The following is a 23259-nucleotide window of genomic DNA, read 5'->3' as shown; positions in this document are numbered from 1 at the left end:
GCGTTTATTCACCGCCTGATCGCTTGTACGAACGGCGTACCCAACTGGATGCAAAAAAACCTCAGCGCCTTTCACGTGAATTCACCCACGGGCACCGTTTCTACCTACACTTTGGGCAAAACCGTCCACAGAAAACTGCCCACGTGCTCTCCTATCAGCGCTCCGCCGAAGACCCCGCCGAGCAACCTGCCGACCCGCCAGCGACGTCCGCGGCAGCGCGCCCCCCGAGCGCCGACGCTGAAGAGCTGGCCGCATTGCTGCAACGCATCAGCCTGGGCGACCGCGACGCCCTGCGCACGCTATATACGCGCTGCGCACCGAAACTGTTTGGGCTCGCGCTGCGTATCTTGGTCAGGAAGGACTGGGCCGAGGACGTTTTGCAAGAAAGTTTCGTCAACATCTGGCGCCATGCCGGCGATTACCGCCCGCATCTGGCCGCCCCCATGACGTGGATGACCACCATCGTGCGCAACCGTGCACTCGATTGCCTGCGCCGGCAGCATGCCGAGCGCGTGCAGGAATCCGTGCCCCTGGACGACGCCTACGCCGATGTCCTGGCCGACCACGCCCCGGGCCCTGCGGACATCGCGCTCGCCGGTCAGCAGGCCCGCGCGCTGGCCGAATGCCTCAAGCGGCTCGACCCGAAGCAGCGCCAGGTCGTGTCGCTCGCGTATCTGCGTGACCTGTCGCACAGCGAGCTGGCGCAATCGCTGTCGCTGCCGCTGGGCACCGTCAAGTCCTGGATGCGGCGGGGGCTGGACCGCCTGCGCGAATGCCTTGGAGCACCGTGATGGACCCGCGCCGCCACCCCGAACTCGTCGACAAGCTGGCCGCTGAATACGCGGTCGGAACGCTGCGCGCCGGCGCACGCCGCCGTTTCGAGCAGATCATTCGCCACGACGCCGCCACGCGCGCGACGGTGGAACGCTGGCAGCGCTATCTGGCCGACCTGCCCTCGCTTCAGCCGGCCACGGCACCGTTGGCGGACATTCTCCGCCGCATCGAAGTGCAACTCGGCTGGCGCGAGCCCGCGCCGCAGCAGAAGGCGCTCTGGCAACGGCTTTGGCAGGGCGCAGGCTTCTGGCGCAGCGCCACGGCCGTCGCGGCGGTGGTCGCGGCGGTGGCGATCGGCCTGAACCTGCGGCTGGCGCAGCAATTGCGCGAAGCGCCTGTCGCCAACGCCGTGGCCGTGCTGCAGGACGCGCAGGCCCAGGCGGCCGTCCTCGTCACCTGGGATGCGCGCACCGGCACGCTGTCGCTCAAGCGGCTGGACGCAACGCCGCTCAATACCGAACAGGCCTTGCAGCTCTGGGCGCTGCCGCCCGGCGGGCATCCGCAGTCACTTGGGGTGATCGGGCACCAGCGCGCCGTGCGGTTGACGGTGGCGCAGCCGTTGCGGCAAGTGCCGGCGCTCGCCATCAGCGTGGAACCGCGTGGTGGCTCGCCCAATCCGGAGGGGCCGACGGGCCCGGTGGTCTTCAAGGGCGCGCTGATCGACAGCACGCTGTAGGCACCCCGGCGCGGGGGCCGGAAGGCCCGGCGGGCGATATAATCGCGGTTTCCTGAATTTGCGGCTGGCGCCTCGCCGGCCGCGCTCCTCCTGCTGTCCGCCCATGACCTCCCAACTCGCCAAGAAGGCCGAAGCGTGGTCCGCCCGCTTTAACGAGCCGGTGTCCGATCTCGTCAAGCGCTATACCGCGTCGGTGTTCTTTGACAAGCGCCTCGCACTGTTCGACATCCAGGGCTCGCTGGCGCACGCTGCCATGCTCGCCAAGCAGGGCATCATCGCCGAAGCCGATCGCGCCGCCATCGAAAAGGGCATGGCGCAGATCCGCCAAGAGATCGAGGCCGGCACGTTCGAGTGGAAGCTGGATCTGGAAGACGTCCACCTGAACATCGAAGCGCGCCTGACCGCCATGGCCGGCGACGCGGGCAAGCGTCTGCACACGGGCCGCTCGCGCAACGACCAGGTCGCCACCGACATCCGCCTGTGGCTGCGCAGCGAGATCGACAACATCGTCGGTCTGCTCAAGGCTCTGCGCAGCGCGCTGCTGGACTTGGCGGAGCAACACACCAACACCATCGTCCCGGGCTTCACGCACCTGCAGGTCGCGCAACCGGTGGTGTTCGGCCACCACCTGCTGGCCTACGTCGAGATGTTCACGCGCGACACCGAGCGCATGCTCGACGCCCGCAAGCGCGTCAACCGCCTGCCGCTGGGCGCCGCCGCGCTGGCCGGTACGAGCTACCCGATCGACCGCGAATTCGTCGCCCAGCAACTCGGCTTTGACGGTGTATGCCGCAACTCGCTGGACGCCGTGTCCGACCGCGACTTCGCCATCGAATTCTGCGCCGCCGCCGCGCTCGTCATGACGCACATCTCGCGCTTCTCTGAAGAGCTGGTGCTGTGGATGAGCCCGCGCGTGGGCTTTATCGACATTGCAGACCGCTTCTGCACCGGCAGCTCGATCATGCCGCAGAAGAAAAACCCGGACGTGCCCGAACTGGCGCGCGGCAAGACCGGCCGCGTCAACGGCCACCTGATCGGCCTGCTCACGCTGATGAAGGGCCAGCCGCTGGCGTACAACAAGGACAACCAGGAAGACAAGGAACCGCTGTTCGACACCGTGGATACGGTGGTCGACACGCTGCGCATCTTTGCCGACATGGTGCCGGGCATCACCGTCAAGGCCGACGCCATGCGTGCCGCCGCGCTGCAGGGCTACGCCACCGCCACCGACCTGGCCGACTACCTGGTCAAGCGCGGCTTGCCCTTCCGCGATGCGCACGAAGCCGTGGCCCACGCCGTGCGCGCGTGCGACGACCTGCGTTGCGACCTGGCAGACCTGTCGGTTGCGCAACTGCGTGACATCTGCGGCCTCGGCGACAAGTCCGATCTGATCAGCGACGATGTGCACGCCGTGCTGACGCTGGAAGGCTCGGTCGCTTCGCGCAACCACATCGGCGGGACAGCGCCGGAGCAGGTGAAGCAGGCCATTGCGTTTGCGCGCGCTGCGCTGGCTGAATAATCCGCTGCACGCTCTAAACAAAACGCCGCGCTGAGTTGATCAGCGCGGCGTTTTTGTTTGTGACGCACGCTGGCGCGGTCTGGCGAATTGCCGATATTTGCGAAGCACGGCTATGCTGCAAGCCAACGCGCACAGGAGGGCCATCCTTGAACGACCAGACGACCGTTGTCGGCCAGCTGGCCGAGTCCCTTGCCGGGGACGCCACTGCCGAGAGGGCGGAAAAAGAAAAGCAATACTTGAAGAGCGACCTCCGCTTCATCGGTGCTTCCGTGCCAGCTGTGCGACGGGTGGCCCGAACCTTTGTCGCCGACTGCCCCGCCCTTACTGTGGAAGACCTCAAGGGGCTGGTCGAGGCGCTCTGGAATACACACACCCATGAATTGCGATCTGTTGGAATCGCGGTGCTCGAACTGCGGAGCGACCTGCTCCGCAAATCGGATGTCGGATGGTTGAAGGGCCTGATCGATCGAAGCACGACGTGGGCTCATGTCGACTGGCTTGCGATCAAAGTGGTTGGCGCGCTGGCCACCCGGATACCAGCGGTCGAGACGGACCTGGACGAATGGTCCGCACATACGAATTTCTGGGTGCGGCGCAGTGCGCTGTTAGCCAGTCATGACCGACTCGCAGCCGGCCAAGGTGACTTCGAACGTTTCGACCGGCGGGCTGTTCCGCTGCTGCAGGAGCGGGAGTTCTTCATCCGAAAGGCAATCGGATGGGTGCTGCGCTCGACCTGCAAAAAAACACCATTGCGAACGATCGGCTTCGTGGAGCGACATGCTGCCGAGATGTCGGCTTTGACTTTCAGGGAAGCAACCCGAGCGCTGGAGCCATCGCAGCAGCAGCGGCTGCAACACCTCCGGGCGAAGAACCGATAGCTCAAGTTTTTTTGCCTTGCAGCGGTCGGTAACACTTCATACCGCCGAACGCATCGCAGAAGCGCCAAACGAAAAAAAAGCCGCCCGATACTCTCGCGCGGCCTTTCTTTTGGTACGACTGAAACTCAGCGCACGCAGTCGACGAAGTACCCCATCTTGCCGTCGACCTCTTCCTCGACCAGCCCGTGGATGTCGGTCTCGAAGCCCGGGAACAGCTTGTTGAACTCGCGTGCGAACTGCAGATACTGCACGATCGTCTTGTTGAAGCGCTCGCCCGGAATCAGCAGCGGAATGCCCGGCGGATACGGCGTGAGCAGGATACCGGTGATGCGGCCTTCCAGATCGTCGATCGCGACACGCTCGGTCTCTCGGTGCGCCATCTTGGCCCAGGCATCCGACGGAATCATCGCCGGCTCCATGTCGGACAGGTACATCTCGGTCGTCACGCGGGCCACGTCGTTGGCCTGATAGACGCTGTGGATGCTGTCGCACAGTTCACGCAGGCCGATGCGCTCGTATTGCGGATACTGGCGCACGAATTCCGGCAGCACACGCCACAGCGGCTGATTGTTGTCGTAATCGTCCTTGAACTGCTGCAGCTCCGTCACGAGCGAATTCCAGCGGCCCTTGGTGATGCCGATGGTGAACATGATGAAGAACGAGTACAGACCGGTCTTCTCGACGATGATGCCGTGCTCGGCCAGGTAGCGCGTGACGATGGCGGCCGGGATGCCGGAATCGCTGAACTTGCCGTCCACATCCAAGCCCGGGGTGATGATGGTGGCCTTGATCGGATCGAGCAGGTTGAAGTCTTCGGCCAGGTTGCCGAAGCCGTGCCAGCGCTCGTTGGCCTTGAGCATCCACGCTGCGCGTTCTTCGATGCCTTCGTCCGACAGGTCGTTCGGGCCCCAGACCTTGAACCACCAGTCGTCACCGCGGCCGTTGCCGCCATTCGCGCCGAGGTATTCGTGCTCGACCTTGCGCATGGCGCGGCGGAAGTCCAGCGCCTCGGCAATGCTCTCTTCCACCAGCGCGGTGCCGCCCGGCGCTTCCATCATCGCCGCGGCGACGTCGCACGAGGCAATGATCGAGTACTGCGGGCTCGTCGAGGTATGCATCAGATACGCCTCGTTGAAGCGATACGTATCGAGCTTGCGCGTCTCGGAATCCTGCACGAGGATCTGCGAGGCCTGCGACAGACCGGCCAGCAGCTTGTGCGTGCTCTGCGTCGCGTAGACCAGCGCGTCCTTGCTGCGGGGACGGCCGTGGCCGATCGCGTGCATGTTCTCGTAGAACGGGTGGAACGATGCGTGCGGCAGCCACGCTTCGTCAAAGTGCAGCGTGTCGATTTCGGTCGACAGCATGTTCTTGATCATCTCGGCGTTGTAGAGCACGCCGTCGTACGTACCCTGCGTGATGGTCAGGATGCGCGGCTTCTTGTTCTTGGCCTTGCTGGCAAACGGATGGTCGGCAATCTTCTTGGCAATCGTTTCCGGCTCGAACTCGCTCTTCGGGATCGGGCCGATGATGCCGAAGTGGTTGCGCGTCGGCATCAGGAACACGGGAATCGCGCCCGTCATCATGATCGCGTGCAGATTCGACTTGTGGCAGTTGCGGTCGACCACCACGATGTCGCCGGGCGCCACGTTGGCGTGCCACACCATCTTGTTCGACGTCGACGTACCGTTGGTCACGAAGAACATGTGGTCCGAACCGAAGATGCGCGCAGCGTTGCGCTCAGACGCGGCGACGGGGCCGGTGTGGTCAAGCAGTTGGCCGAGTTCTTCCACGGCGTTGCAGACGTCGGCGCGCAGCATGTTCTCGCCGAAGAACTGGTGGAACACCTGCCCCACCGGGCTCTTCAGGAACGCCACGCCGCCCGAGTGCCCCGGGCAATGCCACGAATACGAGCTGTCCTGCGCGTAGTCGATCAGCGCCTTGAAGAACGGCGGCGGCAGCGAATCCAGGTAATTGCGCGCTTCACGAATGATGTGTCGGGCCACGAACTCGGGCGTGTCCTCGAACATGTGGATGAAGCCGTGCAGCTCGCGCAGCACGTCGTTCGGCAGATGGCGCGAGGTGCGCGTTTCACCGTACAGGAAGATGGGGATGTCGGCGTTGCGGCGACGCACTTCGGCCACGAAGGCGCGCAGGTTTTCGACCGCCTCCGGTTCCGGCTTGTCGTTGTCCGGGTTGATGAATTCATCGTCGTCGATCGAGACGATGAAGGTGGACGCGCGGCTCGACTGTTGCGCGAACGAGGTCAGGTCACCATAGCTGGTGAGGCCGATGACCTCCATGCCTTCGGTTTCGATGGCCTGGGCCAGCGCGCGAATGCCCGACCCGGAGATGTTCTCGGAGCGGAAGTCCTCGTCAATGATGATGACGGGAAAACGGAATTTCATCGTGGTTCCTTATGGATGAAGCTAAAGGCACCGCTCCGGATACGCCTGAACGCGCGGAAACGGACTACAAAAACTAGGTCTTGGGCAGCGTCACACCGTGCTGGCCCTGGTACTTGCCACCACGATCCTTGTACGAGGTTTCGCATTCCTCGTCGCTCTCGAAGAACAGCACCTGCGCGCAGCCTTCGCCGGCGTAGATCTTGGCAGGCAGCGGCGTAGTGTTGGAGAACTCCAGCGTCACGTAGCCTTCCCACTCGGGCTCGAACGGCGTGACGTTGACGATGATCCCGCAGCGCGCGTACGTGCTCTTGCCCAGACACACCGTCAGCACGGTGCGCGGGATGCGGAAGTACTCCATCGTGCGGGCCAGCGCGAACGAGTTCGGCGGGATGATGCACACATCGCCCTTGAAGTCGACAAACGACTTCTCGTCGAAGTTCTTCGGATCGACGATGGTGCTGTTGATGTTGGTGAAGATCTTGAATTCGTCGGCGCAGCGGATGTCGTAGCCGTAGCTCGACGTGCCGTAGGAAACGATGCGGCGCCCTTCGGATTCGCGCACCTGACCGGGCTCGAACGGCTCGATCATGCCGTGCTGCTCGGCCATGCGGCGGATCCACTTGTCGGATTTGATGCTCATGGAGCGTCCAGATACCTTGGATGAACAAATGGGGGCAGGCTTCGCGGTGCGAAAACTGTCCCCATTTGGTCATGCCAGCCAGGCCGTCGATCTTTGGCCCGGTTTTGGAACGCGGATTGTACTCCCAAACCCGTGACGGAAAACCCCGTGGCAGCCGATGGCTTGCGCTGGCCTTATCGAACCCGCCGAGCGGATCAGCGACCGGATTCCGCCGCCTGGGGCAACTCGCCGCGCGGCCCCACGGTGCCCGCCATCTCGGGTTCGGCCACGAAGCGGTCGCGCCCCGTGTAGAGCAGAAAGTGCCGCCCAGTGCACCGCGCAAACAGCGTCAGGTTGACGCGCTCGGCCATCTGGTGGCCCATCTGCGTAACGCCCGAGCGCGACAGCAGGAACGGAATGCCCATCTGCGCGCCCTTGATGACCATCTCGGAGGTAAGACGGCCGGTGGTGTAGAAGATCTTGTCGCCGCCGTCCATGCCCTCAAGCCACATGCGGCCGGCGATGGCATCCACGGCATTGTGGCGACCGACGTCTTCGATGAAGTGCAGCAGTTCGCCCTGCGCGTCGAACAACGCGCAGCCATGCACCGAGCCCGCCTGCTTGTAGATCGACTGCTGCAGGCGGATGGTGTCGACCACGCGGTACAGCGTGGTCTGCGTCATGCGCGCGTCGGGCGGTAGATGGATGGCGTCGATCTCGTCCATCAGCGAGCCGAACACGGTGCCCTGCCCGCAGCCGGTGGTCACGGTGCGGCGGGCGGTCTTCTCGTCCAAGTCGGCAATGCCGGCGCGCGTGGTGACAGCAGCCGATTCGGTTTCCCAGTCGACCTGGATGGAGGCGATGTCTTCGATGCTGCCGACCAGGCGCTGGTTACGCAGATAGCCCAGCACGAGCGCTTCGGGGGCACCGCCCAGCGTCATCAGCGTGACGAGTTCGCGCTTGTCGAGGTAGACGGTGAGCGGGCGCTCGCCGGGAATGTAGACATGGCGAGCGCGGCCCAGCTCGTCGAGCACTTCAACCTCGTCGAGCAGTGGAACGGAAGCGTTGGTCAGTTCTGGGCGCAGCGGCATCAATGTCTTCGTTCAAATAAAAATGCGCACGGCAAGCGTGCGCATGGTGCCGCCGGTACCCGCCCGAAAGCGGATACCGCGTGCGGGCGATCAGTTCGCCACGATCACGCCGCAGGCGACGCGCCCGCCGGAATTGCCGGTGGGTTGAGTCATGTAGTCGTCCTTGCCTGCGTGAACGATCAACGCGTGGCCGACCAGGCTGGTGGGCCCGGGCGACAGCGTCACGCCGGAAAGAACGATCGAGCCGACAGCCTTGCCGTTGGCATCGGATTGCAGCATCGGGATGTCGCCGGCGTGATGCGCGCCTTGACGCGGATCACCGTGCTGCTGGCCGGTCGGGTTGAAGTGCCCACCCGCGCTATTGCCGTCCGGCGAGGAGCAATCGCCCTTCTCATGCACGTGGAAACCGAACATGCCGTTGGCCGGCAGGCCGGAAATATCCACCGCCATGGCAACCCGATTGTCGCCTTGCTGTGCGAGCTTCACGCTGCCTTGCACGGTGCTGCCGCTCTTGGGTGCGAGCACGGCGGAGGCCGCCATGGCGCCGTCACCGGCATTGCCGGCCTTGGCCGTCGACGCTGAGTTCGATGCGCAGCCGGCCATCAGGCCGATCGCGGCGAGTGCAATCACGAGTTGCTTCATGTGTCACCTCCAGTCAGGGTTCACTCGGGGAGCGGACGATTGTACTGCCGGATGATGAACAAGCAACATTGGCAGCAACGGCTCACCCTTTGGCCGCCGGCCCTGACGCGGGCGGGACAGGTGCGACAAACGGCCCGGGGTCAACGCACGGCGCACCCGGCTGCGTATGCGCCGCCTTGCCACCGGCCTGGTAAGACGCCGCCACCTTGTCCTGGGCCTTGCACGTCTGGAACGCGGCCACCTTGTCGCCCCAGGCCGCTTTGGCTTTCGCCAAGTCCGCCTGGGCTTTCTGTTCTTCCGTCGGCGCCGGCAGCTTGGCGCCGGCCAGTCCGCTTGTCAGGCTCAGCATGGCGGCAGCAAGCGCCATACCTGCGGCGCGGGTCAGCGCGGATGCATGCATGGAGAGGTTCCTCGAATCGGTGGCGGTCGATGGCGTCATGACTTGACGGGCTGCTCGCTGGGCGACGGCGGTGCAGGCGGCTGGGAACGTTGCGCCGGAATCTTGCCGGCCTTGACGTCGTCGTACCAAAGCTCGTGGTGCTCCTTCGCCCAGGCCTCGTCGACATAGCCGTCGCGCATGGCGCGGTAAGCGCCTTCCATGCCGATCGTGCCCATGTAGATGTGGCCGAGCGACATGCACATCATGCCAACCGCCGCAATCGCGTGAATGATCTCGGCCAGTTGCATCGTGCTGCGGTAGTAATCCACGCCCGGGACGATGCGATCGAGCGTCCAGCCTGAGGCCGACAGGATCAGGCCAAACACGACGAGCCCGCCCCAGAACCAGAGTTTCTCGCCGGCGTTGAAACGGTGCGACGGCACTTCTGCGCCGTGTTCGCCGGCAAACATGCCACCCAGGCTCAGCAGCCATTTCACATCGCCCTGGCGCGGCAGGTTGTCCCGCACCCACATCACGAAGGCCACGATGATGCTGACCGTGAAGAGCGGCCCCACCAGGTTGTGCAGGTTTTTCAGCACATACGTCAGCCAGCCGAACAACTGGTGGCCGAGGATCGGCAAGAGGAAATGCTTGCCCCACAGCATGACGATGCCCGACACGCCGAGCGTGACGAACGAGATGGCCATCGTCCAGTGCACGTAGCGCTCGGTGGGGGTGAAGCGCTCGATCTTGCGGCCGGTGGGCGCTTCCTTCAGCGGGATCATGCCGCGCCAAAGGAAGAAACCAAGGATGACCAGCGGCACGAGCACCATCAGCCAACCGCCCCACACGGTGATCACGCCATTGCGGAACAGCCGCCATTTCTGCCCGGTGCGCTGAATCAGCACGCCGGCCTCCAGCCCGGGAATGCTCGCGTAATGCGCCTGGTCTGAGTTCACTTCACGCCAGACGGGCGCATTGTTGCCCGGTTGCGCGGCGCGGCGCGCGGCCTGGTCGTGCGCCTCTTTGGAAAGATCACGCTTCTGCAGATCAAACACATTCTCCGAGACGATGTTGGAGAACGGCTGTGCCGGCTGTACGGCCGGATTGACCGGGGCGGCGTCGGCCGCGGGCGCACTGGCCGGCTGCTGCGCGCTCGCCAACGCTGCTGCGCTGCCCAGCAACACGGCCATCACAAGATGTTTCCAGGAAGTGCCCATGGACGAACCTCCGCTTGCGCGCGTCATGGCGTCTTGTTGTACTCGTTCTGGTATTGGCCGCGTGCGCGGATCTGGTTCTGCCAGCTCGTGCGGTCACCGGGTGTCCAGTTCTTGGCCATGAACGGGTCGCCTTCCGCCCCCTTGTAGGCAGGCGCGTCGTCCTTGCGATGCGAAGCGAACGCGGTTTGCGGGCGCTCGCCGCAGGCACCGAGCAGCAGCACGGCGCCAAGCGCGACCAGCAGGCCGGTCGATCGTGCCCGGGCGATCATGATTGCGCTCCCGGCGCGGAAGCCGGCGTGGCCGGTGCGGCCGGAGTTGCCGGTGCCGCCTGACCGCCCTTGCCCTGCGCGCCGCCGTAGGCCGTGCCCCATCCGAACAACTCCCCGCCCTTCCCGCGTTTCATGACGCGGTTACGCAGGATGTCGGAAATCACGTCGCCATCGCCGCCGAGCAGCGCCTTGGTCGAGCACATTTCCGCGCACAGCGGCAGCTTCCCTTCGGCCAGGCGGTTGCGGCCGTACTTTTCGAATTCTTCCTCGCTACCGTTCTTCTCGGGGCCGCCCGCGCAGAAGGTGCACTTGTCCATCTTGCCGCGCACGCCAAACGTGCCCTGGCTCGGGAACTGAGGCGCACCGAACGGGCACGCATACGAGCAATAGCCGCACCCGATGCAGACGTCCTTGTCGTGCAGCACCACGCCGTCTTCGGTGCGGTAGAAGCAGTCGACCGGGCAGACCGCCATGCACGGCGCATCGGAGCAATGCATGCACGCCACGGAGATGGATTTCTCCGCGCCGATCATGCCGTCGTTGATGGTGACCACGCGGCGCCGGTTCACGCCCCAGGGCACCTCGTGTTCGTTCTTGCAGGCCGTGGCGCAGGCGTTGCATTCGATGCAGCGCTCGCTGTCACAGATGAATTTCATGCGTGCCATGTTGATCTCCCCGTCCTTATGCGAACCGCTCGATCTGGCAGACCGTCGTTTTCGTTTCCTGCATCATCGTCACCGAGTCGTAGCCGTAGGTGGTGGCCGTGTTGACGGCCTCGCCGCGCACGATCGGGTGGGCGCCTTCCGGGTAGTAATCGAGCAGGTCCTTGCCCTGCCACCAGCCGGAGAAGTGGAACGGGATGAAGGCGTGGTCGACCCCCACACGCTCCGTCACCAGCGCGCGCACCTTGATCTGGGCGCCGGTCGGCGTCTTGACCCAGACGAAATCGTTGTGTCGGATGCCGCGGTCAGATGCAGCCTTCGGGTTGATCTCGACAAAGTTCTCCTGCTGCAGCTCGGCAAGCCACGGGTTGGAGCGCGTCTCTTCGCCGCCGCCCTCGTATTCGACAAGGCGGCCGGACGTGAGGATGATCGGGAATTTCTCGTAGACCTTGTTTTCGATATTGCGCTGCTGCACCGTCTTGTACAGCGTCGGCAGGCGCCAGAAGGCCTTCTTGTCGTCGTGCGTCGGGTACTTGGCGACCATGTCGGGCCGCGTGGAATACAGCGGCTCCCGGTGCTGCGGAATGCCGTCGGGGAAGTTCCACACGATGGCGCGTGCCTTGGCATTGCCGAACGGATGGCAGCCGTGCTTCATCGCCACGCGCTGGATGCCGCCGGACAGATCGGTCTTCCAGTTCTTGCCTTCGGCGGCCTTCTTCTCGGCATCGGTCAGGTCATCCCACCAGCCGAGTTTCTTGAGGAAGACGTGGTCGAACTCGGGGTAGCCGGTGGTCAACTCCGAGCCGAGCGAGAACGAGCCATCTTCGGCCAGCAGGTTGACGCCGTCGCGCTCCACGCCGAAGTTGGCGCGGAAGTTACCGCCCCCTTCCATCACATGCTTGCTGGTGTCGTACAGGTTGGGCGAGCCGGGGTGCTTGAGTTCCGGCGTGCCGTAGCACGGCCACGGCAGGCCGAAGTAGTCGCCGGTCAGGTCGTAGCCGGTTTCGGCATCCTTGCCACCCTTGCAGCGCAACGTGCGCACATCAAACAGGTGCATGTTGCGCATGTGGGCCTTCAGGCGTTCCGGCGATTGGCCCGTGTAGCCGATCGTCCAGTTGCCGTGATTGATCTCGCGCAGGATCGATTCGATCTCGGGCTCGCGCCATGTCATGCCGGCACGCTTGTATTCGGTGATCTTGCAGTTCTTCGACAGCTCCTTGCCGAAGCCGAGGCGATCGGCAAAGGCCTGCATGATCACGTGGTCCGGCTGCGACTCGAACAGCGGGTCGATGACCTTTTCGCGCCATTGCAGCGAGCGGTTCGATGCGGTGCACGAGCCGGACGTTTCGAACTGCGTGGCCGCCGGCAACAGGTAGACGGCGCGGTTCGGATTGGGCGGCGTGCCGTCGGCGGCGGGCATGTTGGCCATGGCCGCGGTGGCCGACGGGTATGGATCGATCACGACCAGCAGGTCGAGCTTGTCGAGCGCGCGCTTGATGTCCATCCCGCGCGTTTGCGAGTTGGGCGCGTGGCCCCAGTAGAAGACCGCGCGGACGTTGTTGTCCTGATCGATCAGATCGTTCTTCTCCAGCACCGCATCGGCCCAGCGCGAGACGGTGGTGCCCGACTTCTCCATCATGGCCTGCGAAGCAAAGCGGCCCTTGATCCAGTCGTAATCCACGCCCCAGACGTTGGCGAAGTGCTTCCACGCCCCGGCAGCCAGGCCGTAGTAGCCAGGCAACGAATCGGGGTTCGGGCCGACATCGGTCGCGCCCTGCACGTTGTCGTGGCCGCGGAAGATATTGGCACCGCCGCCCGACTTGCCGATATTGCCGAGCGCCAGCTGCACGATGCACGATGCGCGCACGATGGCGTTGCCGATGGTGTGCTGCGTCTGGCCCATGCACCACACCAGCGTGCTGGGGCGGTTCATCGCCATCATCTCGGCGACCTTGTGGACCTGCGCTTCCGGCACGCCGCACACCTCTTCGACCTTGTCCGGCGTCCACTTGGCGAGCACTTCCTCGCGCACCTTGTCCATGCCGTAGACGCGGTCGTGGATGTACTGCTTGTCTTCCCAGCCGTTCTTGAAGATGTGATACAGCACGCCGAACAGGAACGCGATGTCGGTGCCCGAGCGGATGCGCACGTATTCATCGGACTTGGCCGCCGTCCGCGTATAGCGCGGGTCGACGACGATGACCTTGCAGCCCGTTTCCTTGGCATGCAGCAGGTGCAGCATCGACACCGGATGCGCCTCGGCTGCGTTCGAACCGATGTACAACGCGCACTTGGCGTTCTGCATGTCGTTGTACGAGTTCGTCATCGCACCGTAGCCCCACGTGTTGGCCACGCCGGCGACGGTGGTGCTGTGGCAGATGCGTGCCTGGTGGTCGCAGTTGTTGGTGCCGAAGAACGACACCCACTTGCGCAGCAGGTACGCCTGTTCGTTGCTGTGCTTGGATGAGCCGACGAAGAAGAACGAATCCGGTCCGGTCTCCTGGCGGATGCTCTGCATCTTGGCGACGATCTCGTTCAACGCCTGCTCCCAGCTGATGCGCTGGTAGCGGCCGTCGACGAGCTTCATCGGCGTCTTCAGGCGGTATTCGCCGTGCCCATGCTCACGCAGGGCGGCGCCCTTGGCGCAATGCGCGCCGAGGTTGATCGGCGAATCGAACACCGGCTCCTGGCGCACCCACACGCCGTTCTGCACGACGGCGTCCACCGAGCATCCGACCGAGCAGTGCGAGCACACCGTGCGGCGTACGACGATGTCCCCCTTCCCTTCGGCGGCCTGGGCGTCGCCCACCACAGATTTCTTCACCAGCGAAAGTTGCGTTGCGGCCAGCCCTGCGCCGACGCCGATGCCAGAGCGCTTGAGGAACGTGCGACGGTCCATGGTCGGCAATGCGCCGGCCAGGCTGCGGGCCAAACTGCCAGTGAGCGACGAAGCGCCCTGGCCGCGTGAACGTCGCGCCGAAGCGGCTTTGGTGTCCTGTACCGCCGGTTTGCGGGTCAGAAGCATGAGGTCACCTGAGGATGTGGGGTGCGTGCAATGACGATGAAGCGGAAGCGGCGCGCATGCGGCCGCGTCAGATCCACGTCGTCTTGTAGTACTTGCGGATGTGTTCGCTCAGACGGTAGCCGGTGGCGCCGTCATCCGCTGCGTCAGTGGCGGGTGTAGCCGGAGCGGTGGGCGCTTGCACCAGATGGCCCGCTGTGGCGGCTGTGCCTGCAGCGGCGGCTGCAACGGCTGCGCCCATCAGAAAGCGGCGGCGAGTGGGTGCAGCATCAGCGGAATCCGCTTCTGGGCGCGCGTAAGGGACGACGGTGTTCGGACTTGGCATTTCGATGCTCCCCGGCTCAATCAAACCGATGACCGAATGTAATAGGAATTTTTGAACACATTTTAGGAGCAACGGCATGGGAAAACCATGCCCAAAACCCCTCTTCCTGGGATTTTTCTGACGATTTACCGATGAATTTTTTCAATGAGTGCGGTTTGAACCGGTCCGCCGTGACGTGGGCGGGGCGCGGCTCTTCGGCTTGCGCTTAATTTTTAGGCAGCCAGGCGATGGCTGTCACGCCAATTCAAGGGCGAGCCGCTCGACGTCGAAAAACGCTTTCGCCAATCCCGCCACATCGGCATAGAAGGCAGCGCGCGGATGCTGCAATACAGCATCACAAGCCGTATCGACCCACGGCGCCAGATGACGCTGGAAAAATGCGCGCTGCTCTTCGATGCGCACAAGGTGGATGTCATCGCCGGCGATGAGATAACGCATGACCTCGCACAGCGTGGCGAGGTGGTCCTCTGTTTCCGTGACGCCCTCGGCGCGCTCAAGGCCAAAGCGCCGCAGATCGTCCCGCAGCACGACGAGCGGCTTTTCGTTCATGAAACCCGCCTGGTAGTACGAGCCGTACAGGAACACCTCGGGCTTGCCGACGCCGATGAACAGTTCGGTGTATTCGTCGTCAGCCTGCGCGGCGGTCGTCTTGCCGGCGCGGGCGACGAGCCTCCGCCAGGCCTGAGTGAGTGCGCTGCTGGCGGCAGCTTCCGCGTCGGCCGGGGCGGTATCGTCATCGCCTATCGGGCCCAGCGGCGCGGCGGCGATGCGCTGCAGCAAATCGGCGTCCGCGGCGTGGAAGAACAGCGTGGCCAGCAGGCCGTAGAGGTCCGCACGGGCGAGGTCCTCGGCGCTGTCGGCAGGCGTGGCGGCGGGCTGGAATTGCAGGGGCTGGGCGTCGGTCATGGGATCGGGATCGGCTTCAATGCGCGGCTTCAATACGCGGTTTTCAGTGCGGGGCGCCCGGGCGTTCGCCGTGCTGCATCATGTCGATCACGCGGCAGTCGCTGCACATCTTCAGGCGCTCGGCGGCGGCCCCGGAGAACGCCGGATGCGCGCCGAGCTTGGCCAGCATCGTCGTGACCATCTGCGCGGTGCCGAACGGCTTGCTGCAGCGGATGCAATGGAACGGTTGCGCCTCGTTGAGCGTGACCGGCTGGCGCGCTTCGGCCGACAGATTCAGCCGCGGCACGAGCGCGATGGCGCTTTCGGGGCACGTCGTTTCGCACAGGCCGCATTGGACGCAGTTGCGCTCGATCATGGCCAGCACGGGGCGCTCGGCCTGATCGCGCAACGCCTGCGACGGGCACGCGCCAACACACGCCATGCACAGCGTGCAGCGTTCGCGGTTTACGGTGATGGCGCCAAACGGTGCGCCGGCCGGCAGCGGGATGACGGCCTCGGTGGCCTTGGCGTGGCGCGCGAGGTGGTCGAGGGCGAAATCGAGCGTTTCGCGCTTGGCTGCGGCCACGGCAAAGGTGGCAGCCGGCATGTCACGGCGAAAGCCGCGCAGCGGGCCCGACACGTCAGCGCGGCCCAGATGCGCGTCGAGCGCAGCCGCATCGGCCACGTCGATCAGCACCACGCCGGCCCCGTCCGCCGGCTCGCCTAGCCCGTGCAGAATGGCCTGTGCCGCGGCAACCTGCTCGGCGAGCATCGCGCGGTACTGCGGTGCGTCGTCTTCCGTCAGCAAAATCGCGATGCGCGCGGCGCCGTAAGCCAGGGCGGCAAACCATAGATCCAACCCCGTCGATGCCGCATGGAAAACTTCAACCGGCAGCACATTCACCGGCACGCCCTGCGCCTTGCCGATGCGGGCGGCATGGCCCAGCTGCTCGATCACCGTGCGGCCGCGCTCACCGTTGTGCAGCAGAACCACGGCATCACGCCCGCCCGCCGCTGCGTAGGTGCTCAGCAGCGTCTTGAGCTTGCGTCCCTGGTACGGCGCATTGGGATAGGCATACGTCATGGCGCCGGTCGGGCACGCGGTCGTACACGCACCGCAGCCAACGCACAGATTGGGCGTGACCTGCACGCTGCCGCGGCCGTCCTTCCATTGCGATGCGATGGCCGAAGCAGAACACACCTGCACGCAGGCGTCGCAACCGACCTGGCCGTTGCGCCCATGCGCGCAGATCGATTCCTTGTATTGGAAGAACTTTGGCTTCTCGAACTCGCCCACCATCTGCAGCAGCGCCAGCGATGCCGTCAGCTGGCGGCCCGCGTCGGCGCCCGCATGAAAGTAGCCCTGCGGCGGCTGGTGCTGGGCAAACGCCGGCGCGTCGTTCAAATCGAAAATCAGGTCGAATTGCCCCGATAGCGCCTGGGGTGCCTGCACGCGGCTGAAATCGATTGCCATTGCGTCGCCGCACGCCTTGACGCACGCGCGGTGGTCGCGGCAGGCATCCAGATCGATCTGGTAGAGCGCATCGATGGCGCCTTCCGGGCAGACATCGATGCAGGCGTTGCAGCGCGTGCAGCGGTCCAGGTCGATCGGATTGCGGTTGCGCCACTTCACCTCGAACGCGCCGAGCCAGCCCTTCATCTCCGCCAGCTCGCCTGCGTGTACGGGCCAGCGACGCTCCATCGGCGGCACAAGCGCACCCTTCGCGCGGTCGCGTCCGGTGACGAGCAACGTCACGTTCAACTGGGCGGCCAGGCGCTCCGCCCAGGGCATCGCGCGCTCGGCAGGGCCGACGATCAGCACATTGCCCTCGGAGCGATAGTCGACCACCGGCACCGGATCGGGCGCCGGCAACCCTGCCACGGCCAACAACGCCGCTGTCTTGGCATGGAGGCCGCGCGCATCGCGCTTGGCCCCGGCCGACCACCCGCCCGTTTCGCGCACGTTGACGAAATGGATCGGCGCGGTCACGCCTTCATGCTGTGCGGCCACTTCTGCAAACAGCGCCTTTTCCTGCGTGCACGCGACGATGACGTCTTCCGTGCCGTCCAGCGCCTGCGTGAAGGCGCCGATCTCGCGGCGGCAGAGCAGGTGGTGCGTCTTGCCGGGCGCATCGATGGCGGCGTCGGACGCGCGCAGGGCGTCGCCCACCGCATCGGCATCGAGCGGCATGGTGTGATTGCAACTGCAGAGCAGCGTCGGCATGAATTTGAGCGTAAGCGCCTGCGTGCATGGCGCAGGCTGTGGGGACATGGCCGCACGGTCGTTGCCGGGCGGTACTCTTTTTTTATTCTACGGACGGTGGCTTAGCGCCGCCATGCGGGCTTGCCTGGGCGGGGTCGTCGGCGGGCGGCTCGGCATCCGCGGCTTCAGGCGGGGTCTCGCCGGTCACAGCGGGCGAAGCGTCCGATACCGGTTCGACTCCTACCGGCGGCGCCACATCGTCGTCAAGCGGCTCGAACAACCGTAATTCCGCCGTATGGCGCAGCTCGCGCAACATCTCGGGGGGGATTGGGTCAGGCTGCGAATAGTCGTCGATGTAGGTATCGAGGCCGTCCATCACGTTGAAGTGCGGATCGGCAAAGAGCTTCTTGAGCGCGGCGCGCTTGACGGCTTCGTCCACCCCTTGCGCGACGAACGGCGCGAAATCATCGGAGGGCGTCAGCTTGGCGGCGTCTGCCAGCGTCAGCGGCGGTGGCGCCTCCGGCGTGGGCGCGGCCGCCGACGCTTCGGGCACGGCCACCGGCGCAGGCTCGGCGGGCGGGGCCGCTGGCGGTTGCGGTTCCGGCTCGGGTTCGCCCCGCCGCTCGGCAGCCTTGCGGCGCGACCAGCGCGAGAGGAAAGTTTCTTCGCTCACAGCAGCTTCACTCAGAACTTCGCGCGGTCTTCCGGCGGCAGAAACGACTCCGGTCGGCGCCGCCTCTTCGGCTCGGGCCGGTAGTTTTCAGCCACGTACGCCTGCAGCCACTCCAGCGCAGCGGCATCCAACGGCACGTTTTCGACCGTCTCGCCGCCGTCGAGCCAGCGACCGGCTTCGTTGTAGCTCAGCGAAACCGTATGCGGAATCGCGCGGCCTTCGTCGGCCGTGCCCGGCTCGCCCAGGCGCCACAGCACAAACCAGCAGGGCGCGGCGGAGGTCACGTTCAAGTAATAGCCTTCGGCCTCGTCGCGAAACAGCGTAACGGAGAAGCCTGGCGTGAGCCAACGCTCTTCGCCGGTCCCATCGTCGGCTCGATCGAGGCAGCGCGGCGCCGTGCCGTATTCGCCCAGGTCGGGCACGACCGCTTCCAGCCGCCACTGATACGGCTGCCAACGGTTGGCCGTCGGGCGGCGGCACAGCACCACCGCCACCCGTACGGACGGGCGGTCGGCGGGCAGCGGCGACGTGGGTTCCATGGCGTCAGGTGTTCTGCACGACGATCGACGGGAACTTGCTCGTCATGTCCTTCGCCTTTTCGGCCACGGCGATGGCGACGCGGCGCGCGATCTGCTTGTAGACGCCGGCAATGGCGCCGTCCGGGTCGGCCACCACGGTCGGACGGCCTGAATCGGCCTGCTCGCGGATGGACAGATTCAACGGCAGGCTGCCCAGGAACGGCACGCCGTACTGTTCGCACATCTTCTCGCCGCCGCCGGCACCGAAAATGTGTTCGGTGTGGCCGCAGTTCGGGCAGCAGTAGACCGCCATGTTCTCGACCACGCCGATGATGGGAATCCCCACCTTCTCGAACATCTTCAGGCCCTTCTTGGCGTCGAGCAGCGCGATGTCCTGCGGCGTGGTGACGATCACCGCGCCCGTCACGGGCACCTTCTGCGACAGCGTGAGCTGGATGTCGCCCGTGCCCGGCGGCATGTCGACGATGAGGTAATCCAGGTCGCGCCAGTTCGTCTGCTTGAGCAGTTGCTCCAGCGCCGAGGTGACCATCGGGCCGCGCCAAACCATCGGGTTGTCCTGCTCGATCAGGAAACCGATCGAATTGGCCTGCAGGCCGTGGCCCTCCATCGGCTCCATCGTCTTGCCGTCGGCTGACTCCGGCTGGCCCTGGATGCCCAGCATCATCGGCTGGCTCGGACCGTAGATATCGGCGTCGAGAATGCCGACGTTGGCACCTTCCGCGGCCAGCGCCAGCGCCAGATTCACGGCGGTCGTCGACTTGCCCACACCGCCCTTGCCGGAGGCCACGGCGATGATGTTCTTCACGTTCGGCATCAGATGCACGCCGCGCTGCACGGCGTGCGCGACGATCTTCATCGATACCTGCACGCTCACATTTTCGACACCTTGCACCTGGCGCAGCGCCCCGATCACCAACTTGCGGATCGGATCGAACTGGCTCTTGGCCGGATAGCCCAGCTCCACGTCGAGCGATACCTCGCCGCCATCGACCCGGATGTTGCGCGCCGATTTGGACGACACGAGGTCGCGCCCGGTATTGGGATCCACCACGCCGCGCAGGGCTTCGGTGATCTGTTCGATGGTTACGCTCAACATTTGCTCCACAAATCTAATGCGAATGGGGGACGGGCCAACGGTGACGCGGCATGAACTTTGCGGCGCCCTGGCCACTCTACGTACTGTTTTGCTATTGTATTTTGCCGGCGCATCCTCCGTCCGATTCCCCCAATATCCCTCCGATGCGCCGGATATCGGCAAATCCACAAGAACCGATCCCGTTACCCGTAGGAGAAACCATGAAAGCCAAGCTTATTTCCGTCTCGCTCATCGCCCTGCTGGCCGCCGGCTGCGCCACCGAGCAGCAGAACCAGACCGCCATGGGCACCGGCGTTGGCGCGGCCGTGGGCGCTGGCATCGGCGCGCTGGTCGGCAACGGCAAGGGCGCCGCCATTGGCGGTGCGCTGGGCGCGGCCACCGGTGCAGCCGTCGGCTACAACTGGGGCGCCATCAAGTCCAAGCTGGCTGGCGATACGGCCGGCACGGGCACGCAAATTTCGGAGCAGCCCGACGGCTCGCTCAAGCTGAACATTCCGAGCCAGGTCTCGTTCGACACCGACAGCGCGGTGATCAAGCCGTCGTTCCGCGGCCCGCTGGATAGCGTGGCACAAACGCTGACGCAACATCCGGAACTGGCGGCCAATGTGGTCGGCCACACGGACAGCACCGGCAACCCGAACTACAACATGACGCTGTCGCAAAAACGTGCGCAGAGCGTGGCGAGCTACCTGACCGACCGAGGTGTGGCGCGCAATCGCCTGTCCGCCGAAGGCCGCGGCCAAAACCAGCCCGTTGCCGACAACGCCACGGAGGCCGGCCGCGCCCAAAATCGCCGCGTCGAAATTTATTTGAAACCAATTCAGGGGTAACCCTGTCATAGAAAACAGGTGCCGCTTGCCACACGTTGCTGGCTCGCGATGCGTGGCTGACCTCCCGGGCGGTACCTGATTTCTCCTCCTTTTCCGTTGTGGAAAGCTGCGCCGGCGCTGACCGGCGCTTTTTTTTGGGCCACGCCATGCGCGGCATCTTGACGCATGGGTCAAAGCGGACGATCACACCCGCCATTCCGCAGATTCGTCTGCACCCGGCCCGATACCGCCGGGCGCGCTAAAATATGCGTTTCTCCGCGCGCCGCGCCCTGTTTGCGGCCCGCCCGCACCTTTCTGGCCTGCCCATGTCCGAACGTCGCATCCTCGTCACTTCCGCCCTGCCCTATGCCAACGGGCCGATTCACATCGGCCACCTGGTCGAGTACATCCAGACCGATATCTGGGTGCGCTTCCAACGCATGCGCGGCCACGAGACCTATTACGTGGGCGCCGACGACACGCACGGCACGCCCGTCATGCTACGTGCAGAGAAGGAAGGCCTGACGCCGCGCCAGCTGATCGAACGGGTCTGGACGGAGCACAAACGCGACTTCGACAACTTCCTCGTCTCGTTCGACAACTACTACAGCACCGACTCCGACGAAAACAAGGAGCTGTGCCAGAACGTCTACCTCAAGCTCAAGGAAGCCGGCCTGATCGACGTGCGCGAGGTCGAGCAGTTCTACGACCCGGTCAAGGAGATGTTCCTGCCGGACCGCTTCATCAAGGGCGAATGCCCGAAATGCGGCGCGAAAGACCAATACGGCGATTCGTGTGAAGTCTGCGGCGCGACGTACCAGCCGACCGACCTGAAAAACCCGTATTCCGTGGTGTCGGGCGCGACACCGGTGCGCAAGTCGTCGGAGCACTACTTCTTCAAGCTGTCCGACCCGCGCTGCGAGAATTTCCTGCGCGACTGGGTGGCCGACCTGGCGCAGCCCGAAGCCACCAACAAGATGCGCGAATGGCTCGGCGAGGCAGGCGAGGCCAAGCTCTCGGACTGGGACATCTCGCGTGACGCACCGTACTTCGGCTTCGAGATTCCGGGCGCGCCGGGCAAATACTTCTATGTGTGGCTGGATGCGCCGGTCGGCTACTACGCCAGCTTCAAGAACCTGTGCGCCAAGCGGGGTCTCGATTTCGACGCGTGGATCAACGAACACTCCACCACCGAGCAGTACCACTTCATCGGCAAGGACATCCTGTATTTCCACACGCTGTTCTGGCCGGCGATGCTGAAGTTCTCGGGCCACCGCACGCCGACCAACGTGTTCGCCCACGGCTTCCTGACCGTGGACGGCGCCAAGATGAGCAAGTCGCGCGGCACGTTCATCACCGCACAGAGCTACATCGACACTGGCCTGAATCCGGAATGGCTGCGCTACTACTTCGCCGCCAAGCTGAACGCGACGATGGAAGATCTGGACCTGAACCTGGACGATTTCATCGCGCGCGTGAACAGTGATCTGGTCGGCAAGTTCGTCAACATCGCCAGCCGCTCGGCGGGCTTCCTGGTCAAGCGCTTCGAGGGCCGCGTGAGCGATGCCGCGCTGGGTCATCCGCTCATGGTGCAACTGCGCGAAGCCGCCCCGCAGATTGCCGATCTGTACGAAAAGCGCGAGTACAGCAAGGCGCTGCGCGCCGTGATGGAACTGGCCGACGCCGTCAACGCCTTCGTCGACACCGAGAAGCCGTGGGATCTGGCCAAGGACGAGGCCAACCGCGAAAAGCTGCACGCCGCGTGCTCGGTCGCGCTGGAAGCGTTCCGCCTGCTGGCTGTGTACCTCAAGCCGATTCTGCCGACCACGGTCGAGCGCATCGAGGCGTTCCTCAACGTTGAGCCGCTGACGTGGCGCTCGATCGATTCGCAACTTTCGTCGGACAAGCCGATCCAGCCGTACTCGCACCTGATGACGCGGGTGGACAAAAAGCAGGTGGATGCGCTGGTGGAGGCAAATCGTCAGTCCCTGCAGGCGACCGCCGATGCCCCGGCTGCTGCCTCCAACGGTGCTGCCGCCATCGAGCCGATCGCCGAGACCATCACCATCGACGACTTCGCCAAGATCGACCTGCGTGTCGCCAAGATCGTCGCCTGCCAGCGCGTGGAAGGATCGAACAAGCTGCTGCAGCTGACGCTGGATGTGGGTGAAGGACAGACGCGGAATGTGTTTTCGGGCATCCAGTCGGCGTATGCGCCGGAAGATCTCGTGGGCAAGCTGACCGTGATGGTTGCCAACCTGGCACCGCGCAAGATGAAGTTCGGGATGTCGGAAGGGATGGTGTTGGCGGCTTCGGCTGCTGATGAGAAGGCTCAGCCGGGGCTTTATATTCTTGAGCCGCATTCTGGGGCGGTGCCGGGGATGCGGGTGCGTTGATTTGGTTTGATGGGGAGTTGGGCTTGGTGGTCCATCTCCCTTTCGTTCCCTGCCGGGACCGACTCACTTTTCTTTGTCTTGCCAAAGAAAAGTAAGCAAAAGAAAGGCGCGCCCGAG

Annotated in this window: 21 protein-coding genes; 6 read left to right on the top strand and 15 right to left on the bottom strand. The window is 64.7% G+C overall.

Translation table 11 applies throughout. The features are described from left to right. Nucleotides 1–143: 143 nt before the first annotated feature. From N511_RS0119520 to N511_RS24370, 4 genes are all read left to right on the top strand, one after another. A complete protein-coding gene (locus N511_RS0119520) occupies nt 144–791 on the top strand; it encodes an RNA polymerase sigma factor (RefSeq protein ID WP_027680811.1) in 648 nt (215 codons plus the stop codon). Next, the gene (locus tag N511_RS0119515; protein ID WP_027680810.1) at nt 791–1510 is read left to right on the top strand and encodes an anti-sigma factor; all 720 of its coding nucleotides are present in this window, start codon (nt 791–793) and stop codon (nt 1508–1510) included. Before N511_RS0119520 ends, N511_RS0119515 begins: the two co-directional genes overlap by 1 nt. A 103-nt stretch (nt 1511–1613) precedes the next feature. Continuing rightward, nucleotides 1614–3029 (top strand): argininosuccinate lyase, encoded by a 1416-nt coding sequence (argH, locus tag N511_RS0119510; RefSeq protein ID WP_027680809.1) that lies wholly within the window; start codon nt 1614–1616, stop codon nt 3027–3029. Nucleotides 3030–3175: 146 nt separating this feature from the next. Next, nucleotides 3176–3907: a DNA alkylation repair protein gene (locus N511_RS24370; RefSeq protein WP_037027156.1), complete on the top strand. Its 732-nt coding sequence runs from the start codon at nt 3176–3178 to the stop codon at nt 3905–3907. Between the two features lie 125 nt (nt 3908–4032). Here N511_RS24370 and N511_RS0119500 read toward each other — a convergent pair whose 3' ends face one another. The 15 genes from N511_RS0119500 to apbC all read right to left on the bottom strand — a co-directional run bounded on the left by N511_RS0119500 (nt 4033) and on the right by apbC (nt 19934). Then, the gene (locus tag N511_RS0119500) at nt 4033–6312 is read right to left on the bottom strand and encodes an arginine/lysine/ornithine decarboxylase (protein ID WP_027680808.1); all 2280 of its coding nucleotides are present in this window, start codon (nt 6310–6312) and stop codon (nt 4033–4035) included. Between the two features lie 73 nt (nt 6313–6385). Further along, entirely contained in the window at nt 6386–6952 is a 567-nt protein-coding gene (dcd, locus tag N511_RS0119495) for a dCTP deaminase (RefSeq protein ID WP_012762552.1), read from the bottom strand. 194 nt (nt 6953–7146) lie between these two features. Further along, entirely contained in the window at nt 7147–8022 is an 876-nt protein-coding gene (locus N511_RS0119490; protein WP_027680807.1) for a formate dehydrogenase accessory sulfurtransferase FdhD, read from the bottom strand. A gap of 90 nt (nt 8023–8112) precedes the next feature. Continuing rightward, complete coding sequence (locus tag N511_RS0119485) at nt 8113–8664, bottom strand: superoxide dismutase family protein (protein WP_027680806.1); 552 nt, start codon at nt 8662–8664, stop codon at nt 8113–8115. An 82-nt stretch (nt 8665–8746) separates the two neighbouring features. Next, entirely contained in the window at nt 8747–9064 is a 318-nt protein-coding gene (locus N511_RS0119480; protein ID WP_027680805.1) for a hypothetical protein, read from the bottom strand. Between the two features lie 35 nt (nt 9065–9099). Next, on the bottom strand, nt 9100–10263 hold the full coding sequence (locus tag N511_RS0119475; RefSeq protein ID WP_027680804.1) for a formate dehydrogenase subunit gamma: 1164 nt from the start codon (nt 10261–10263) through the stop codon (nt 9100–9102). 23 nt (nt 10264–10286) lie between these two features. Further along, nucleotides 10287–10532: a hypothetical protein gene (locus N511_RS0119470; protein ID WP_027680803.1), complete on the bottom strand. Its 246-nt coding sequence runs from the start codon at nt 10530–10532 to the stop codon at nt 10287–10289. Continuing rightward, complete coding sequence (gene fdh3B, locus N511_RS0119465) at nt 10529–11197, bottom strand: formate dehydrogenase FDH3 subunit beta (protein WP_027680802.1); 669 nt, start codon at nt 11195–11197, stop codon at nt 10529–10531. Before fdh3B ends, N511_RS0119470 begins: the two co-directional genes overlap by 4 nt. A gap of 16 nt (nt 11198–11213) precedes the next feature. Further along, on the bottom strand, nt 11214–14219 hold the full coding sequence (locus tag N511_RS0119460; protein ID WP_027680801.1) for a molybdopterin-dependent oxidoreductase: 3006 nt from the start codon (nt 14217–14219) through the stop codon (nt 11214–11216). A 67-nt stretch (nt 14220–14286) separates the two neighbouring features. After that, entirely contained in the window at nt 14287–14541 is a 255-nt protein-coding gene (locus N511_RS0119455; RefSeq protein WP_027680800.1) for a twin-arginine translocation signal domain-containing protein, read from the bottom strand. Nucleotides 14542–14775: 234 nt separating this feature from the next. Continuing rightward, nucleotides 14776–15447: a TorD/DmsD family molecular chaperone gene (locus tag N511_RS0119450; protein WP_027680799.1), complete on the bottom strand. Its 672-nt coding sequence runs from the start codon at nt 15445–15447 to the stop codon at nt 14776–14778. A 43-nt stretch (nt 15448–15490) separates the two neighbouring features. Next, nucleotides 15491–17650 carry a 4Fe-4S binding protein gene (locus N511_RS0119445; RefSeq protein ID WP_027680798.1) on the bottom strand — a complete coding sequence of 720 codons (2160 nt, stop codon included), beginning with the start codon at nt 17648–17650 and terminating at the stop codon, nt 15491–15493. Between the two features lie 82 nt (nt 17651–17732). Next, nucleotides 17733–18302, bottom strand: a complete 570-nt coding sequence (locus N511_RS0119440; protein WP_027680797.1) for a DUF3306 domain-containing protein — start codon at nt 18300–18302, stop codon at nt 17733–17735. Between the two features lie 11 nt (nt 18303–18313). Continuing rightward, entirely contained in the window at nt 18314–18841 is a 528-nt protein-coding gene (locus N511_RS0119435) for a DUF3305 domain-containing protein (RefSeq protein WP_027680796.1), read from the bottom strand. 4 nt (nt 18842–18845) lie between these two features. After that, complete coding sequence (apbC, locus tag N511_RS0119430) at nt 18846–19934, bottom strand: iron-sulfur cluster carrier protein ApbC (RefSeq protein WP_027680795.1); 1089 nt, start codon at nt 19932–19934, stop codon at nt 18846–18848. 203 nt (nt 19935–20137) lie between these two features. Here apbC and N511_RS0119425 point away from each other — a divergent pair, with 203 nt between their 5' ends. Both N511_RS0119425 and metG read left to right on the top strand, forming a co-directional pair. Further along, a complete protein-coding gene (locus tag N511_RS0119425) occupies nt 20138–20767 on the top strand; it encodes an OmpA family protein (protein ID WP_012762565.1) in 630 nt (209 codons plus the stop codon). Between the two features lie 305 nt (nt 20768–21072). After that, the gene (gene metG, locus N511_RS0119420) at nt 21073–23142 is read left to right on the top strand and encodes a methionine--tRNA ligase (RefSeq protein WP_027680794.1); all 2070 of its coding nucleotides are present in this window, start codon (nt 21073–21075) and stop codon (nt 23140–23142) included. Nucleotides 23143–23259: the final 117 nt, after the last annotated feature.

This window comes from Ralstonia sp. UNC404CL21Col (assembly GCF_000620465.1).
In the GTDB taxonomy this organism is placed as follows: Bacteria; Pseudomonadota; Gammaproteobacteria; order Burkholderiales; family Burkholderiaceae; genus Ralstonia; species Ralstonia flatus.
This window is presented reverse-complemented; position numbering and strand designations above follow the sequence as displayed.